Annotated in this window: 16 protein-coding genes and 6 tRNA genes; 5 read left to right on the top strand and 17 right to left on the bottom strand. The window is 26.2% G+C overall.

Annotated elements, in window-relative coordinates:
• Positions 1–122: 122 nt before the first annotated feature.
• On the top strand, positions 123–2315 hold the full coding sequence (locus AB5V95_RS00940) for an MIP family Ig-specific serine endopeptidase (protein WP_369086019.1): 2193 nt from the start codon (positions 123–125) through the stop codon (positions 2313–2315).
• Positions 2316–2510: 195 nt separating this feature from the next.
• Here the strand turns inward: AB5V95_RS00940 and AB5V95_RS00935 are convergent, their stop codons facing one another.
• The 13 genes from AB5V95_RS00935 to AB5V95_RS00875 all read right to left on the bottom strand — a co-directional run bounded on the left by AB5V95_RS00935 (position 2511) and on the right by AB5V95_RS00875 (position 12624).
• Positions 2511–4454 carry a hypothetical protein gene (locus AB5V95_RS00935; protein ID WP_369086018.1) on the bottom strand — a complete coding sequence of 648 codons (1944 nt, stop codon included), beginning with the start codon at positions 4452–4454 and terminating at the stop codon, positions 2511–2513.
• A gap of 246 nt (positions 4455–4700) precedes the next feature.
• Positions 4701–5924 (bottom strand): nicotinamide mononucleotide transporter, encoded by a 1224-nt coding sequence (locus AB5V95_RS00930; protein ID WP_369086017.1) that lies wholly within the window; start codon positions 5922–5924, stop codon positions 4701–4703.
• A gap of 76 nt (positions 5925–6000) precedes the next feature.
• Positions 6001–6267: a 30S ribosomal protein S15 gene (rpsO, locus tag AB5V95_RS00925; RefSeq protein ID WP_027122809.1), complete on the bottom strand. Its 267-nt coding sequence runs from the start codon at positions 6265–6267 to the stop codon at positions 6001–6003.
• 87 nt (positions 6268–6354) lie between these two features.
• Positions 6355–6792: a hypothetical protein gene (locus AB5V95_RS00920; RefSeq protein ID WP_369086016.1), complete on the bottom strand. Its 438-nt coding sequence runs from the start codon at positions 6790–6792 to the stop codon at positions 6355–6357.
• Positions 6793–6844: 52 nt separating this feature from the next.
• Positions 6845–6921 (bottom strand) — tRNA-Ile (locus AB5V95_RS00915).
• A 199-nt stretch (positions 6922–7120) separates the two neighbouring features.
• A tRNA-Ile gene (locus tag AB5V95_RS00910) sits at positions 7121–7197 on the bottom strand.
• Between the two features lie 42 nt (positions 7198–7239).
• On the bottom strand, positions 7240–7638 hold the full coding sequence (rpsI, locus tag AB5V95_RS00905) for a 30S ribosomal protein S9 (RefSeq protein WP_027122807.1): 399 nt from the start codon (positions 7636–7638) through the stop codon (positions 7240–7242).
• A 2-nt stretch (positions 7639–7640) separates the two neighbouring features.
• A complete protein-coding gene (rplM, locus tag AB5V95_RS00900; RefSeq protein ID WP_027122806.1) occupies positions 7641–8075 on the bottom strand; it encodes a 50S ribosomal protein L13 in 435 nt (144 codons plus the stop codon).
• An 83-nt stretch (positions 8076–8158) separates the two neighbouring features.
• The gene (locus AB5V95_RS00895; protein WP_027122805.1) at positions 8159–8827 is read right to left on the bottom strand and encodes a 16S rRNA (uracil(1498)-N(3))-methyltransferase; all 669 of its coding nucleotides are present in this window, start codon (positions 8825–8827) and stop codon (positions 8159–8161) included.
• A 216-nt stretch (positions 8828–9043) separates the two neighbouring features.
• Positions 9044–10198 (bottom strand): cell division protein FtsZ, encoded by a 1155-nt coding sequence (ftsZ, locus tag AB5V95_RS00890; protein WP_027122804.1) that lies wholly within the window; start codon positions 10196–10198, stop codon positions 9044–9046.
• A gap of 19 nt (positions 10199–10217) precedes the next feature.
• The gene (locus AB5V95_RS00885; protein WP_369086014.1) at positions 10218–11273 is read right to left on the bottom strand and encodes a hypothetical protein; all 1056 of its coding nucleotides are present in this window, start codon (positions 11271–11273) and stop codon (positions 10218–10220) included.
• An 11-nt stretch (positions 11274–11284) separates the two neighbouring features.
• Positions 11285–12187: a 16S rRNA (cytosine(1402)-N(4))-methyltransferase RsmH gene (gene rsmH / locus AB5V95_RS00880; RefSeq protein ID WP_369086103.1), complete on the bottom strand. Its 903-nt coding sequence runs from the start codon at positions 12185–12187 to the stop codon at positions 11285–11287.
• Complete coding sequence (locus AB5V95_RS00875; protein ID WP_027122801.1) at positions 12184–12624, bottom strand: division/cell wall cluster transcriptional repressor MraZ; 441 nt, start codon at positions 12622–12624, stop codon at positions 12184–12186. Before AB5V95_RS00875 ends, rsmH begins: the two co-directional genes overlap by 4 nt.
• 235 nt (positions 12625–12859) lie before the next feature.
• Here AB5V95_RS00875 and AB5V95_RS00870 point away from each other — a divergent pair.
• Positions 12860–12935, top strand: a tRNA-Thr gene (locus AB5V95_RS00870).
• Positions 12936–13541: 606 nt separating this feature from the next.
• Here AB5V95_RS00870 and AB5V95_RS00865 read toward each other — a convergent pair.
• Positions 13542–13973 (bottom strand): leucine-rich repeat domain-containing protein, encoded by a 432-nt coding sequence (locus tag AB5V95_RS00865; RefSeq protein ID WP_369086013.1) that lies wholly within the window; start codon positions 13971–13973, stop codon positions 13542–13544.
• 218 nt (positions 13974–14191) lie between these two features.
• On the opposite strand from AB5V95_RS00865, the gene AB5V95_RS00860 reads away from it, so the two are divergent.
• The 3 genes from AB5V95_RS00860 to AB5V95_RS00850 all read left to right on the top strand — a co-directional run bounded on the left by AB5V95_RS00860 (position 14192) and on the right by AB5V95_RS00850 (position 14425).
• A tRNA-Asn gene (locus AB5V95_RS00860) sits at positions 14192–14266 on the top strand.
• A gap of 4 nt (positions 14267–14270) precedes the next feature.
• A tRNA-Glu gene (locus AB5V95_RS00855) sits at positions 14271–14346 on the top strand.
• Positions 14347–14349: 3 nt separating this feature from the next.
• Positions 14350–14425 (top strand) — tRNA-Val (locus AB5V95_RS00850).
• 160 nt (positions 14426–14585) lie between these two features.
• Here the strand turns inward: AB5V95_RS00850 and AB5V95_RS00845 are convergent.
• The 3 genes from AB5V95_RS00845 to AB5V95_RS00835 all read right to left on the bottom strand — a co-directional run bounded on the left by AB5V95_RS00845 (position 14586) and on the right by AB5V95_RS00835 (position 16633).
• Complete coding sequence (locus tag AB5V95_RS00845) at positions 14586–15425, bottom strand: hypothetical protein (protein WP_369086012.1); 840 nt, start codon at positions 15423–15425, stop codon at positions 14586–14588.
• Positions 15425–15571 carry a hypothetical protein gene (locus AB5V95_RS00840; RefSeq protein WP_369086011.1) on the bottom strand — a complete coding sequence of 49 codons (147 nt, stop codon included), beginning with the start codon at positions 15569–15571 and terminating at the stop codon, positions 15425–15427. Before AB5V95_RS00840 ends, AB5V95_RS00845 begins: the two co-directional genes overlap by 1 nt.
• Positions 15572–15790: 219 nt before the next feature.
• Positions 15791–16633 (bottom strand): hypothetical protein, encoded by an 843-nt coding sequence (locus AB5V95_RS00835; RefSeq protein ID WP_369086010.1) that lies wholly within the window; start codon positions 16631–16633, stop codon positions 15791–15793.
• Between the last annotated feature and the right edge of the window lie 32 nt (positions 16634–16665).

Here is a 16665-nt window from a genome sequence, read left to right as displayed (position 1 = left end):
TTATTTATAAATAGTTATTTAAAAAATAAATAAATTTCTCAGCAATTAATTTTTAAATAGAATTCTTAAAAAATGCAATATTGTTTTTAATTTTTTAAGCGACCTGGATTTATAATTAGGGTATGAAAAAAAGAATATTAAATATACTAAAATTGAGTCCATTATTTTCAATTACTAGCATTGTTATGGCCTGCTCACCGATGAATCATTCTTCTTCTGAAGAAGTTTCATCTATATCAATAAGTCAGAATAATTTGATAATAAAAATTTCAAATGCCAACAATATTAATGTAAGCAATAAAAAAGTAGAAATGCATTTAGTTAACGAGAATAATAAATTTACATCGACTAAAATCTTAAATATAGGAAATGGCGATATACAAGCATTTTTTGATATTTCAAATTTATCTTCACCAGCTACATATTTTATAAAAAATATTTATATAGATGGAAAGGCAATTTTGTTTAAAGAGAATTTAACAAATAGTTTTTCACTAGTAGATAAAAAGAAAGAAAAAGAAGACAAAAGCGAAGAAGAGAATAAGCCGATTATTTCTGACCAAGGCTCAACAAATTCTTCAACATCATCAGAATCAAATCAAGACAAACCGTCAAAAGATGATGAAAATCCAAATCAAGTAAAACCCTCTAAAGAAGATACAAAAACAGAAGAAACGCCTAAACCGGATTCAGATCAAAATAACCAAAATTCCGATACGTCAAATACTAACCAAAAAGATGAGCCGCCTGTGCTTCCTGGCTTTGGCGATGATGAGCAAAATTTTCCGATATTTCCACCTAATTTGCCTCCTAAAGTTGATAGAACAGCAGAAAACTCATATCCCGAATGAGCTTCTAAATTTAAGAAAATTGATGAGAATATTTTATATAAAGAAATATATGATAGAACATTTGCAGTAAAATTTGGAATTAACATTTCTAAAGATCCCAATAAAAAATCATTTTTATCAAGCAGTCAAGGCACAACATGGTTATTAGATTATCATAGATTCAATGAAAATAAGTATAAGTTATTTTTTGCAACAAACTTACACGTCATGGGAGAATTTTCTAATTCATTGACAGAAGAAAAAAATAAATTGCTAAACTACGAAGATTATCGTGGATGAAAAGTGGAAAGTATATCACTTGGAAAAACAAGAGAAACACAAACCACTTTTCCTGAAAAAGAAAATAGATATCCATATTCAATGCAAAATAACTTAAAAACGACTTATTATGCAAACGCTAATGAATTTACAAATTATTCAAATACAGATTCATCTGCATTTGAAACTAAATTTACAAATGGTATAAGCGCTCCAAAAATAGTTTTCGCTGGTTTTGATTTTATTGATAAACAATATTTACAAGAATTTCAAGAACAAATGAAAGAAAAAATTAGAAATAAAATTAGAGAAATAGAGTCTGAAGAAAATATTGAAGATCATGATGAATATTTAGGTCTAAAAAGAGCTTTAAATAATAATGAGTTTATACCAGCATACACTGATTTCGGTGTTTTTGAAATTGACATAAACTTAGCTGAAATTCAAGATGAAAAATTAAAAGAATGATTTAAAAATGCAATTAAATCAGTTAATCAATATATTCAAAGAAACAACGAAGCTTCAATATTACCAAATACTGATAAAAGTATATTGAGTTATATGCAAACAACAGATTACATCACTGCTATAAATAATCAAGGCAATGAATCAAATCTTTATAATGCAAAAGATGTTTATACTGGAGGATATCCTTCAATAGGCAAAGGGTTGGCCGTTTGAACAAGGAATAATCCTACCGAACGTAAATCTGAAACAGAAAATTCATATTATAAAGCCACCGATAAAAATTCAACTAATTTTGCCTATCCAACAAATTCACAATGAAATAGAGTTACAACAAATGACTTGCAATTATATACAAATGTATTCGGTCGTCCACTAATGGACTTTTATGGCTTTAACATCACAATGAGATTTTCTTCATTGAGTTATGGCGCTTCGGGTTCAGTTGTCTATAATGAGTTTGGACAAATTATTGGCATATATAATTCAGTTAGTGCAGACGTAAGCATTGATGATCTTTTAAGAGAAGGAAGATTTGCAACTCTACTTTTATCAAAAGATTATAAATTTGGTAACAGAACAATGAAAGCATTTAACTTAATCGACGGAACTAATAAAAAGCTATATCCAGCACAAACTGCTTCATTTAGAGAAAACTTAATAAAATTATATGAAAATGGTTTTGAGGATAATAGTTACTCAACTGCTTTATTCCCTAATGGATTCAAACCTTCAAATTAATTAATATTCTGACACCTTAAATCATTTTGTTTAAATCTTTAATAGTAAATATTAGCATGAAGATTTTTAATATATAAAAAATAGATTTAACAATTTCGATAAAAATAATGTATTAAAATAACCAAACAACAAACGTAAAATTTTGATATCGTTGTTGTTTGGTTATTTTTTTATAATAAGTTTAAATTTATGTCATTAAGAGTTTTGTATTTTATTATTAATAATGTTTGCAATTTCAGCCATTTTTTGTTTATTTTCAGCTAGATTTAAATCGCTTTGAGACTCTAAATTATTCAATTTTTCTTTCAATGATTTATAATCGGGATCATCTAATTTATAAAATAATCCAAATTTAACAAAATATGATTTTAACTCAAGCGATAATTCATAATTAGTTTTATTGTCATTTTCTGCCAACTCTATTGAGGCAACAATTTCATTATTAGATTTAATTTTCAGTTGATTATTTTCAAAATAGTATTCTAAATCGTTAATGTTTTTATTTAAATCTAAAACAAAAGTAAAGGTATTGTCATTAATATTGTAATCATATAGCTTTTGTTGATTATTATCATTTTTAATTACATAAAGATGATTTTTATAACTTATCATCAAGTTTAATAAATTATTATTTTCAAAGCCATTTGAATTTATAGTAGATAAGCTCTTATTATTTTCTTTTGAATCAAAATAACTTAAATTACCATTTTTAACCAAATAGACTTTTGAATTAAAGAAATGATAATCAGATTCAGTTTTAGAATCAATAAAATTGTTAAAAATATTTTTTGATTCATTTTCAGAAATATTATTATTAACTTCATCTAATTTTTTATTATCAACTCCATTTATAGTTGAATCTCAAGTTAAGTGTTTTTGATATTTAAACATATCGGTATATTTTGAAATTAATTTAGCAGAACCTTGATAAACTGCAGGATAATCTAAATCAACTGCTCCCGGATCTAGATGAGTAGGATCTGTTATAAATCATTTTCCTGCTTCGTTTTTAAATGTAAATCAAATATGTTGCTCACCTGTTATTATTCTAAATTCAAGACCAGCAATTGAGTATAAAATTGCAGCTTGTTCAACATATTCTTTACATACACCTCAATGTTTTAAATACGCATCATTTATTCCTTCTGAATGATACATGTAATTTAAATTATCATCTACATACCTAGTTAAAGTAAATACTTTTTCATAAACCGACATATTTTCATTTAATAAATTAATTGCTTCATCAACATATTTTGCCATTGCTTTTTTAGCATCTGAGTTTAATTTATTAGAAGAAGCTGAAAAAGTAAACACATTACCATTTCTTACTCTAAAATTGGTAGTTGCTGCTGAACCAACTGATAAAAATGGATACTTGTAATACTCATGCGAAATTAAATCTAGATACATAGGATACATTTTATCAATACTAATATAGTTATTATTCGTATCATACTTAGCAATAAAATAGTCTTTATTTCTTAAAGATTCAAATTCTAAAATTAATTCCTCTTTAATTTTTTGATCGTCTGGCATTGATTCAAAAACAACAGTAGGTTTGTTATTTGAATCATCATATTTAGTAACTTTTTCATCCAAATCATCAAATAGTTTGACTAACTCAATATAATCTTGACTATTATAATTATCTTTATTAATTGTTACTAATTTATTAATATAAGAATTTAAATCATCTATTTTGGTGCCTTGGTTTTCTTCGATTGGACCGCCTAAAAAATTATTACCTTTTTGGAAATAAAAAAAGTAAGGCATAGTTAATTTCTTTTCTTCAAAATATAACATTCTATTTTTAATTTGATTAAACTTATCTTGAGCAACTAACAAATCATTATTATTTTTAAGCTCGGATTCGATACTATTTGGCTTACTTTCATCTTCATTTTTAGATTCAGATTCAGTATTTTTATCAGCCTTAGGCTCTGAATCGGGTTTTTTATCATTTTCTTTTAAGCCACTATTTGTGTTGTTTGAATTATCATTTTCTTTATCGACATCTTCAGTTTTATCCGTTTTATTAATATCCTCTTTTTTATTTAATTCAGAACAAGAAATAGGCATAAATGCAACTGGTGATAAAGCCATCATTAAAATAAGGTTTTTAATTCTCTTTTTCATACGTCTCCTATTATTAGTTTTTTATTTTAAATAAAATAAAAAATAATTTATAGTTAAATTTTAATACTTTAACTCAAAAGGCATTTCAAAATATTTATAAGAAACAAAAAAATAACTGTATTTTATTGAGTTTTTATATGTTTATTTATATTTTTAAATCTTTTTTAATATAAAAAACATTCCGCTTTTCGGAATGTTGCGATTTATCTATATTTATAAATATTTTTAGGTATCAAAAAAAGCAAATTAAGCCATTTTATTTATTGCTTCATCAATATTAAAATTCGATACAAATAAATATTTTTTAGCAAAATGTTTGCTGTTAATTGAATATTTATTTTTAATAAATGAATTTGGGTTTTGATTTATATCATTTTCTAATATGAAAACTAAATCTAGCTTAGGTTGAATTGATAAAATAAATTTATATTTTAGTTTGTAAAATCAATTTCATTTATTTTTTTCTGAATTATTTTTCATCTTTTTATCAATATTATAAATGTCATCAATTAGATGATGGATTATTATCGATTTATGATGTTCGTTAGTCATTTTAATAATATCCAGATCTTCTATTAATAATTTTTTATATTCGTCAAGAGTATATTTAATTTCTTTATTAGCAATAAAAATTTCATTACTATCCAAGTATGGTTTTAGTTTATTAATTAAATTAGCTTTTAGTTCTTGATCATTGCCCAATATTGCAATACGCAAGGTTTTGTGTTTTGATTCAAGATAAAATAGATATATTCCCATTAATAAAAAGATTAAATTAATCAATATTAAAGTTACATTTAGAAATGCGATGCCAGAAAAGAAAATAAAACATAATATATTTTTAAGTCCTCATAATAATCAGCTTTCTTTAAAGCCTAACGACATCATTGTAAGAGCAACAATTGATAATGCATTAAATACTGATAGCAATATTGATGCAGATAATTTGTATTTAAAATTAGATCCAAATGGAAAATAATTTATATTTAATATTTTTCCCAATATATCATTTGTGTATGGATTTAAGAAATAAAATGCTATACAGAATATAACAAAATAGAAGAAAAATATTATAGTAGAATAAGCAGAACTGCGTAAAAATTGTATGCGAGCATTTTTCTTTATTTTTTGCTTAATTAAAACAGATACTAAGATTAATATATAAATTATTTGTAATAAAGCATCAATGACAAGACCATTTGTAAAAGCAAAAAGACTGTACAATATAGCGTTTAATATTCCATAAAGATATGCTATATTTTTCTTTTTTGCAAAGAAATACAATGCCAAAATGCCAACAAATCCAGATAATGATACAAATATATTAATCATTTTTTGTCAAATTGAATTATTCGAATTTCATATTCAGCTTCCATTATCCACATTATATATTGACAAAATAAATAATGATATTGATATTATTATGAAACTAGTTAATTCAAATATAAATCTTTTCTTTTCTACCTTCATTTTTTTCCTTTATATAAATATAATTAATAAATTTTACACGAAAAAAATAAAAACAGCATTATGTGCTGTTTTTAAACTATTTTCTAATATTTAGAGCTTTAATGGTTGCTAAATATAGATCGTAGTTTTCATCTTTTAGGTGGCTTAGTAGAGCTTTACGGTGGTTAACTTTAGCCATAAATCCACGCATTGAGTGTAAATCTTTTTTATTTACTTGGAAGTGTTTTTTTAAACTTTCAATGTCTTCTGTTAAGATTGCAATTTGAACTGGTAAATAACCTGTGTCTTTTGCATTTCTTCCGTATTGAGCTACTAATTCAGCTTTTCTAGCTTTTGATACCATGTGTTTTCCTTTCATAACCTAGCAATAATCTTAATTATTACCAAGGAATAAATAATTTTTATAACTGCTTTATTATAACATATAAATTTATTTTATATTTTCATTTAATTTTACAACGAAAAATTCTTCGCATATTATCGCAATATCATTTTCTTCTGCATTTCTCATTTGTTTTTTTAATTTGCTTTCTAGTGATGCTTTAAAAAAGGTTGTTTCTTCGTTTTTTGTATTTATTAACGAAATAAAATCTGACTGAATATTCTCTAAATATGTAATTGATACTCACGAAACTTTTAGTATCGCATATGGATTATTTTTAAAATCTTTTAATATTAAATGATCATTAGCTTTAGGAATGCGATTATATGTTTTGATAAAAAAATCGTAAGTGTTAACCCTACCTTTTAATTTGAAATTTAAAATTTTTTTAATATCTTTTTTATTTAATTTTCAAGTATAGTGATCAGATCATTTCTCGATATTATTTTCATCGCAGTACAAATTTCACAATTCAGTTCCAGTCATAAATTTCCTTAAATAAAAAGCCCAAAACGGGCTTATGTTCAATTTTTTGATATGGTGCGAACGAATGGACTTGAACCATCGACCTCACGATTATCAGTCGTGTGCTCTAACCAGCTGAGCTACGCTCGCATATGTTGCTAAATTATTATAACATAAAAAAAAATTTATACATTAAAATGCGACATATTGATTGATTTTTTTAATAAATTACGATTAAAAATAAAAAAATAATTAGGTTAGCACACTATTTTGCAATTAAGTTTATTATTAAGCATTAAAAAACATGATCTTTAACTCGATCATGTTTTTTAATGTTCATAAAATGATATGGTGCGAACGAATGGACTTGAACCATCGACCTCACGATTATCAGTCGTGTGCTCTAACCAGCTGAGCTACGCTCGCAGAAAAGAGTCAAAGCGACTCTTTTGATATATAATGCGGTAATTAACGTTTTGAGAATTGTCTTGCTCTTCTTGCTTTTCTCAAACCGAATTTTTTACGTTCTTTAACACGTGCATCACGAGTTAAGAATCCAGCATCTTTTAATTTGTTACGGTATTCGTTGTTTGAAGCTTCTAATAAAGCACGTGCAATACCTAATCTAATAGCTCCAGCTTGACCTGTTAAACCACCACCGTTAACATTTGCAAAAACATCAAATTGTCCTGATGTTTCAGTAACTGTAAATGGACTTAGAGCATCTTTTAATAAAATGTCTGAGTTTAAGTGTTCTTTAGCTGGTTTACCGTTAATAATGAAGTTACCTTTACCTGGAATTAAATAAACTCTAGCAACTGAAGATTTACGTCTTCCTAGACCATAGTATCTAATTTTATCTGCCATAATTATTTAACCTCGATTTTTTCTGGTTTTTGAGCTTCTTGTTTGTGTTCAGCTCCTGCATAAACAAATAAGTTTTTAAATTGTTTACGGCCTAATTTTGTGTGTGGTAACATTCCTCTTACAGCTTTTTCTACTAGTGCTTCTGGTTTTTTAGCACGTAAATCTGCTGCATTAATTTGTTTTAAACCACCAGGGTATCCTGTGTGGTGGTAGTAAATTTTGTTTTCTTCTTTTTTAGCTGTTAGAAGTACATGTTTTGCATTGATAACAACTACATTGTCGCCCATGTCAACATTTGGTGTAAATGTTGGTTTATTTTTTCCTCTAAGGATTGAAGCTACAAGAGTTGAAAGTCTACCTAGTGGTACGTTGGCTGCATCTACGATGTATCATTTTTTGTCAACTAATTCTTTTCTAATAATTGTTGTTTGACGCATACTTTCTCGTCCTTTCTTTAATTTAATAATAAAATGCTTTTACATTATAACACTTTTTTGAAAAATAGCATTAATTTATTTTCCTAGAAATTTGAAAGTTTACATAATAAATAAATTAGTGCTGTTTCAGCTCTTAATATTGTTTTAGTTAGCCCGACAATTTTAACGCCTTTATCTTCAGATTTTTTTACTTCTGATAAAGTAAGTCCGCCCTCAGGTCCGACAATAAACATAATATTACCTTTAAAATTATGATTTGTTTCTGTTTCTTCTTTTTCATATGCCATTATTTTCTGATCAATTTGATAATCTAAAATTTGATCAAATGAATGAACTAAACTTAACTCTGGAATGATATTTCGAAACGACTGTTGCGCAGCTTCTTTAATTATTTTATTAAATCTATCATATTTATTTTCAACATTCAAATTGCTCTTATCACAATATTCAGAAATAAAAGGTATTATTTTAGTTGCTCCTAACTCCACAGATTTTTGTAAGGCTATTTCAAAATGATTTTGTTTAATTAAAGGAATAGCAACAACAATTTCATACCCATATTCATTATTAATATTTAACTTTTTATTAATCTTTGCTAAATTAGGGAAATTATAAAAACATTCATAAAATTCGTTTTCATAATTAACTAAAAAGGGTTCATTTTTTATTCTTAAAACTCTAATATGTTTTTGAGTCTCATCATCTAAAATAAAATAATCGCCATCTCTTTTAAAACTAAAAAATTTATACATAATATATTATTATACAAATTTATCAGTCATGTATAACATTAATTAATTGAGCCAAGGTTTTGCTTTTTTTAATGTCATCTTAATAAAATATAACTAGCGTTAATTATTTTTGATTACCTATTTAATAATAAATATTTGTCTTTTAAAAAAATAAAAAGGCGATGAACGCCTTTAAATAATATATACAAGTTTAAAAATAAAATTTCTTACTTCATCTTAACTTTTAAATACGTCCTGCATATCATCATTTACCAAACGAAAGTCTTTATCTTCTTCAATAATTGGATATCTGCTTCCGTTTTTAATGTTTTCAATTAGCATTTCCGATGTTTCGCTATTTACAAACATTGATGAGCTACTTTCGATATTAGTGATAACTTCAGCTTGAATATCTTCGGCAGCTTTTGGTGCTCCATCTTTTAAACCGGTTGCAATAACCGATACAAAAACTTCGCCTAATTTGTTACTTTCGTCAGAGATTGAGTTATTAATTCCAAAAATAATATTTATGTCTTTACCAACGATTTCTCTCATCGTTAAGATGGCTTTTTTTATCTCATTTAACGTTACTTTCGATGAAACCGAAAAATGAACTATGGCGTCTGTTGCGCCGACGATGCTTGATTCTAAAATTGGGCTTGATATAGCAGATGTGATTGCTTTTACAGTTCTATCTTCTCCGCTAGCTTGACCAATACCAACAACAGCCTCGCCTTTATTTTTGATTACAGTTTCTAAATCAGCAAAATCTAAATTAATAAAGCTAGGTACAGCAATAACGTCAATAATTGTTCTTATTGTTTGTTTTAAAACGTTATTAGCGCATTTAAAAGCGTCATTGAATGAAACTTCTCCATATTGTTCGGTTAATTTATCATTTGAAACAATAATAAATGCGTCAACGTATTTTTTAATTTCTTCAATACCTTTTTTAGCAACTTCTGATCTAATTCTACCCTCAAACATAAATGGAGTGGTGACAATGGCCATTACTAATGAACCTTGCTCTTTTGCAATTTTAGCAATAACTGGAGATGCTCCAGTTCCGGTGCCCCCTCCCATTCCGGCAGTAATTAAAACTAAATCAGCGCCTTTTAAGCGACTTTTAATTTCATCGGCATTGCCTTCAGCTGCACTTCTTCCGATTTCTGGATTAGCACCAGCACCAATACCTCTTTTATCACCGATGTGTAAGATTTGATTTTGATTAAATCTTGCTAAAGCTTGTTTATCTGTGTTTACAACTATAAAATCTAAACCGTCTAATTTTGTGTCTAACAGTGCTTGAATACTATTGTTACCACCACCACCAACACCAATAACTTTAATTTTAGCTACTGGATTGTAATTCAAAACTTCTTTTTCATCCATATTTGCTCTCCTGTTTTATTTAATATTGATTAAATAAATAACTTGGTCTAGTTTCAATGTTATCAAATGTTCTAATGGTGAATAATTCGATAGTAAGAGTAATATTTTGATCAATAATTTCAATATTTTCTAACAATTTTATTACACCTTGCATTTCTTCGCTTATAAAATGATTTGGCATATTAATTTTAAAACTTTTCGCTAGTAGTTTTCAATTAATTAAGTTAATAAAATTATTTAAAATTGAGAAATTGCTATCAAAAATTAAATCTAATTTATCACTAAAATTATTAATTTCGCTTAGTTTAACAATTTTAGTTATTAATTTATGTGCATATTCATTTAGAATTTGATAAACATCAAAATCAGATTCAAAATCGTTTTGTTCATTTAATGAAATTAATAATGCATTGGCATCAGCAATAGAAATTTGTTTTTTTTGGCTAATTTTTTTAACCAAGTCATCTAATCCGATTTCTAATACTTCGCTAATCATATTAGTTGAATTATTGACTAAGTTTAGAATTGTTTTATCATTTTTAAATGAACTTACGATAGCTAGTCGTGAGTTATTTTTTAATAATAAACTATGATTTTTTAAGTTATCTATCACGTAAATTTTAGCTATGTTTAAGTGATTTAATTTCATAACTTCAAAAATACTTTTAGCCTTATTTAAATCCATGCTGTTAATTGAATAGTAATTTTTATTTTTAGCTTTTAAAATATAATCACAATCAATTAAATATTCATTATTTTTTTTGTGTTCATTAATTAAAGCTTGGTTTAGTTGATAATCAGATGCATCTAAACATTTATTAGACGATATAAATTTATTTTTAATTTTGAATGATTGATTATTTTCAACAAAAAGCAATACATCTTTTAATTGACCTTCAATAATCTTTTCAATTGTTTCTTTGCTTTTCGCTATAAAGTTAGATAAATTACTTAAAGAATTATTATTTAAGCTATTTTTATAAATAGGAAAAGATTCAAAGCCGATTCTTTCAACGACTTCTACTTCATATTTATTATTAAGTATTTTAAAAGCTGTAATAATAACTCTTTTCATTTTAATTCCTGTTAATTTAGTTTTGTAATCACTCTTAATTTTGCACTTCGTGCCCGTCGATTTTCTTCAGCCTCAGATTCTTGAGGAAAGATAATCTTTTGTTTTCAGTCTTTATCGATTTGTACTGGTAATTTATTTAATTTAGGATCATGATAGTTTAATTTTTGAAAGTATTGTTTAACAATTGCGTCTTCTTTACTATGAAATGTAATAAAAGCACACTTTCCATTTTTATTTAATAATGAAGGAATTTGTTCTAAAAGTTCTTTTAAAGAACCAAATTCATCATTAACGGCAATTCTTAATGCCTGAAATACTGCTTTAGATGGATTTTTTTCACGAACTATTTTAGCTGGCAACACTTTTTTTAGCAATTCATTTAACTCAAAAGAAGTATTAATTGGGCGATTCGAAACGATGGCTTTCGCAATTAGTTTGGCTAATTTTACATCAGCGTTTTCGTATAAGATTTTCGCAATTTCTTCTTCTTCAAAATTATTTACTATATCTTTTGCCATTAAAGGATTGTCTAAGTCCATTCTCATATCTAACTCTGAGTTTTGAGAATAACTAAATCCTCTTTTTATATCATCTAGTTGTGGACTACTTACACCTAAATCGGCTAAAATTCCATCCACATGTTCTATACCTATTTTTTTAAGTTCTTTAGAAACGTATCTAAAGTCACTTTTTATTAATATATAGTTAGAACTAATCTTTGCAAGTTTTTCATCACTTTCTTTAATTGCTTCAATGTCTTTATCAAAACAAATAAGTTTACCTTGAGTTAATCGTTTTAAAATTTCTTGACTATGTCCTGCTCTACCTAAAGTTAAATCCACATAAATTCCATCGGTTTTAATATCTAAAGATTCAATTACTTCGTTTAATAAAACCGGAATATGTTTATTTATAACTTAACTCCTTGTTCAAAAAGTTTTTGAGCAAGATCATCAATATTATTTTCATCGTCATAAAAACTTTCGGCTAAATCATATTCTTCTTTAGCAAAAAGTTCGCATGTGTTTCCAGTTCCGACAAAAACAACTTCTTTTTTGATAGCGATTTTTTCAGTTAAATGTTTTGGTAAGTTTATTCTTCCTAATTTATCAGGAGAAACTAATTCAGTGTTACCGAAAATATATCTTGATAGGTTTCTAAAATCTTTATTCAAACTATTATTTTCTTCTAGTTTATTTTTTAATTTTTCAAACTCAGCTGGAGTTCTAAAAACTAATGATTTATCAAAACCTTTGGTGATGTAAAATTCATGTCCTAATTCTTGCAACAATTTAGCGGGAACAACTACACGATTTTTATCATCAATTTGGCGATAATATTTTCCAAACATTTCCACTTCCTTCCACTATCAACTATATTTTAACAAATAACTTGTAAATCTATTAATAAATTTTTTGTTTTTTTAGCAAATTTGTATTAAAAACATTTTTTTAACGTCCAAAAAGTAAATAAAAAGGTAAAAATTTAAAAAAACACCTTATTTTTAGTCGTTTTTTAACGTCAACAATTTTTAAAAAAAGGATTAATATAATTGGTTTAAATTTTGGTAAAATTAAGAAGTTAATGCTAGTTTAGCTCAGTTGGCAGAGCAACTGATTCGTAATCAGTGGGTCGGGGGTTCGATCCCTCTAACTAGCACCATATCCTAAATATAGGCAAATAAGTTCGCAAAAATGCGAATTTTTTTATTATGCAAAATCGATTTTCCTAAGTTACTCAGTTTTATTATGTAAAAATAACAAATCTGCCTAAATTTAAGGTAGATTTGTTATTTTTTAACTATAGCTTAGCAGCATTTCTCTAATATCATCATAAATTGATAAAATGTTTTTTATTCTATTATAATCTTCTCTTTATGTAACTTGTATCGAACATTTTCTAAGTTTTAAAGAAGTATCAATCAAATAAAATTATTTTATTTTCTTGATCTTTTTTATTTTTTAATTATCTAATTAAATTTTGCAGCTTCTTTTTTAAACCATTTGCATTTTCTCAAATCTAATAATTTATCATAATAAACAAACATGAACTTATCTTGTTTTTTTAAAATTTTCAAAATAATATTGCATTTTATTTTTCTTTAATTGCTTTACATTTACTTCCATAAATCATTTCCTTATCTTTAGATTATGGCTTTTTTATATAATGAATTTAAAAGAGTGCACATTTGTGCACCCTAAATAAAATTAAAATGTGTTTAATTCTATACCTATTTACTTAAGTTTTTTAGAGACTTTTTTATGTATATTAATTTCTTATTGTCACTTTGCCAATTACATAATCATTTGGAATATTTGTGTTTTTAAACACTTCTGTTCCAATTCGTTCTAATTTAGGAGCTGTTACAGAAGATAGATTAATTGCATTTGCAAATGCATAATTTTCTATGTTTGTTACTTCGGGTAATTCTATAGAACTAAGTGATGAAGCACCAAAAAATGCGTATGATCCTATATTCTTTACTTTCGGTGCAAAAACAGATGTTAATGATCTATTTGCATAAAAAGTATTATCTGGGATTTGTGTTACTAATGGGATATGAACATCAGATAATTTAATGGCATTGCTAAATGAAGAACTGCCAATATTAAAATAGGTTATGTTCTGATATGCGCTTTTTAGTATATCAATTTGATTGGAATCTGCGTTTTTAAATCTTAAACGATATAATAAAATCAAAAAATGTATTATTTGCCAAGGTGGACATTTAAAGTGAAAAAAGATAATAAATAAAAAATACATAAATTTTCATCAAAGTGCTAAAAAAATGTTATTATATTAGGCATAACCAAATAAATCAGTATAAAAATTGATAAAAAATAAAAAAAATATTTTTTTTGAAAAATAATTTTTTTTCGGTTATAATAATTAAGCATCAATTAATAAGTGCCGAGATTGCCGACTTAGCTCAGCGGTAGAGCAGCTGGCTGTTAACCAGTTGGTCGTTGGTTCAATCCCAATAGTCGGCGCCATTATGGCCCTATGGTGAAGCGGTTAACACATATGGTTTTCATCCATACATGCGTGGGTTCGAATCCCGCTAGGGTCACCAATCGGAGAATTAGCTCAGCTGGGAGAGCATCGCCCTTACAAGGCGAGGGTCGTGGGTTCGAGCCCCTCATTCTCCACCATTTGTTTAAATACGCCGACACTTCGGTGTTTTTTTATATTTTTTTATCCTTAAGCAAAAGTAATATTTGATAACTAATTTTTTGCAGTTTCGCAGTATAAAAATCATAAATCTATCTGAATTTAAGGCAGATTTATGATTTTATTTATATTTTTAAGTTTTTAATAATCCAGCATAAAAATTAGATATTTTAAGGATAATCTATCTACATCAATTTCATACTTTTCAATATATTCATTCTCATAGTCTCCGTCTGGATAAAGCCTTTCTAAAACAAGATGAGCGACAGCTTCTTTTTTGTTATGTTCAACTCAAATAGAAAATGTATCAACAACTTCAACATTTTTATCTTTTTTATATTTTATATTGTTCTTTCTATATATTCTTAGAAGCGGATAATGTACAGTTACTGTTGGTCAAGTTTTAAAATATAACGGATTTATAAATTTAACTTCATTATCAATGAAAAAGTGAGTATTAGAAGCCGGTATTTTAAATTCAGAAACTTCTTTTATTGGTGATTGAAAAAAATCAGATATATCAACAAATTGATCAGGTTTAACTATTTTTATTTTATTTGGTAAGTATAAAAATGTAATTTCTTTGGCTGATTCAAGTCATTTTTTAAATTCTTTATTAAAATCTGGTTCGGAACATTTATCTTTATTCTCAAATTCAAACTTATAAGCAATCATAAAATGATTAGAAATTGCATTTTCTCTAACAAAATCTATTATTTCTTGTTCTTTGTTTGAACTCTTGAAAGTCAGTAATCTAAATGGTTTATTAATTACTTGATTATTATTTTCATAACGAAGTCTAGAATATAAAAGATTATTCTCCTTATATCGTCTTTTGTAAAGTCCACCTTCTAATATCTCTTCGCCTTCATCATCATATATTTTATCAATTGGTTCATTCTTTGCGCAACTAATCGCAGCCATTGCTGGAATTGATATTGACGATAAAGCCAATAAGCATAAATTAATTTTTTTTGCCATTATTTAATAAACCCCCATAGTTTTAAGCAATTTGTCATCTCTGGACCTGTAACATGTTCAACACCGTTTCAAAAATATTTTTTTAAGTTTTTATTATTATTTGTGTCTTCAAGATATTCTGCGCCATATATATGATCAATGTCCAAAATTACTTGTGTATGTTCATCTAGCCAATTATAATTAATTAGAACTCTTCCGTCATTATATGAACCATAAGCAACATAAATATGATTCGCTTCTTTATCTAATTCATATATTCCATTTTTAAATTGTTTCGTTAATGACCTTAAAAAATGTGTTTTTTGATTTTTAATAAATTCATTTATACTATATTTTTAAATTTTAATATTACAATTAAAAAGTTTTTAATAATCCAACATAAAGATAGGATATTTTAGAGTTAATCTATTTACATCGATTTCGTATTCTTCAATATATTTTTCATCTTTATAATCGTAATTTGGATAAAGCCTTTCTAAAACAAGGCTAGCAACAGCTTCTTGTTTATAGTGCTGAAGTGAAATTGAAAATGTATCAATAACATCTACATTTTTATCTTTTTTATATTTTATATTGTTCTTTCTATATATTCTTAGAAGCTGATGTTTAACAGTTACTTCTCGTCATGTTTTAAAATATAATGGATCTATAAATTTAACTTCATTATCAAAGAAAAAGTGAGTATTAGAAGCCGGTATTTTAAATTCAGGAACTTCTTTTATTGGCGATTCAAAAAAATCATGTATATCAACAAATTGGTCAGGTTTAACTATTTTTATTTTATTTGGTAAGTATAAAAACATCATTTCTTTAGCTGATTCAAGTCATTTTTTAAATTCTTTATTAATATCTAATTCGGAACTTTTATTTTTAATCTCAATTTCAAACTTTATAGCAATCATGAAATGATTAGAAATTGAATTTTCTTTTACAAAATCTATTATTTCTTGTTCTTTATTTGAAGTTTTGAAAGTTAATAATCTAAATGGTTTATCAATTACTTGATTATTATTTTTATAGCGAAGTTTAGAATATAAAAGATAGTTTTTCAAATATTTTCTATTGTACATCCCTCCATCTAATATTTCTTCACCATTATCATAATATCCTTTATTAATTGGTTCATTTTTTGCGCAACTAATCGCAGCCATTGTTGGAATTGATATTGACGATAAAGCCAATAAGCATAAATTAATTTTTTTTGTCATTATTTAATAAACCCCCATAGTTTTAAATAATT

This window comes from Metamycoplasma spumans (assembly GCF_041026625.1).
GTDB lineage: Bacteria > Bacillota_I > Bacilli_A > Mycoplasmatales > Metamycoplasmataceae > Metamycoplasma > Metamycoplasma spumans.
The sequence above is the reverse complement of the archived record's forward strand: the minus strand, read 5'-3'. Positions and strand labels throughout refer to the sequence as shown.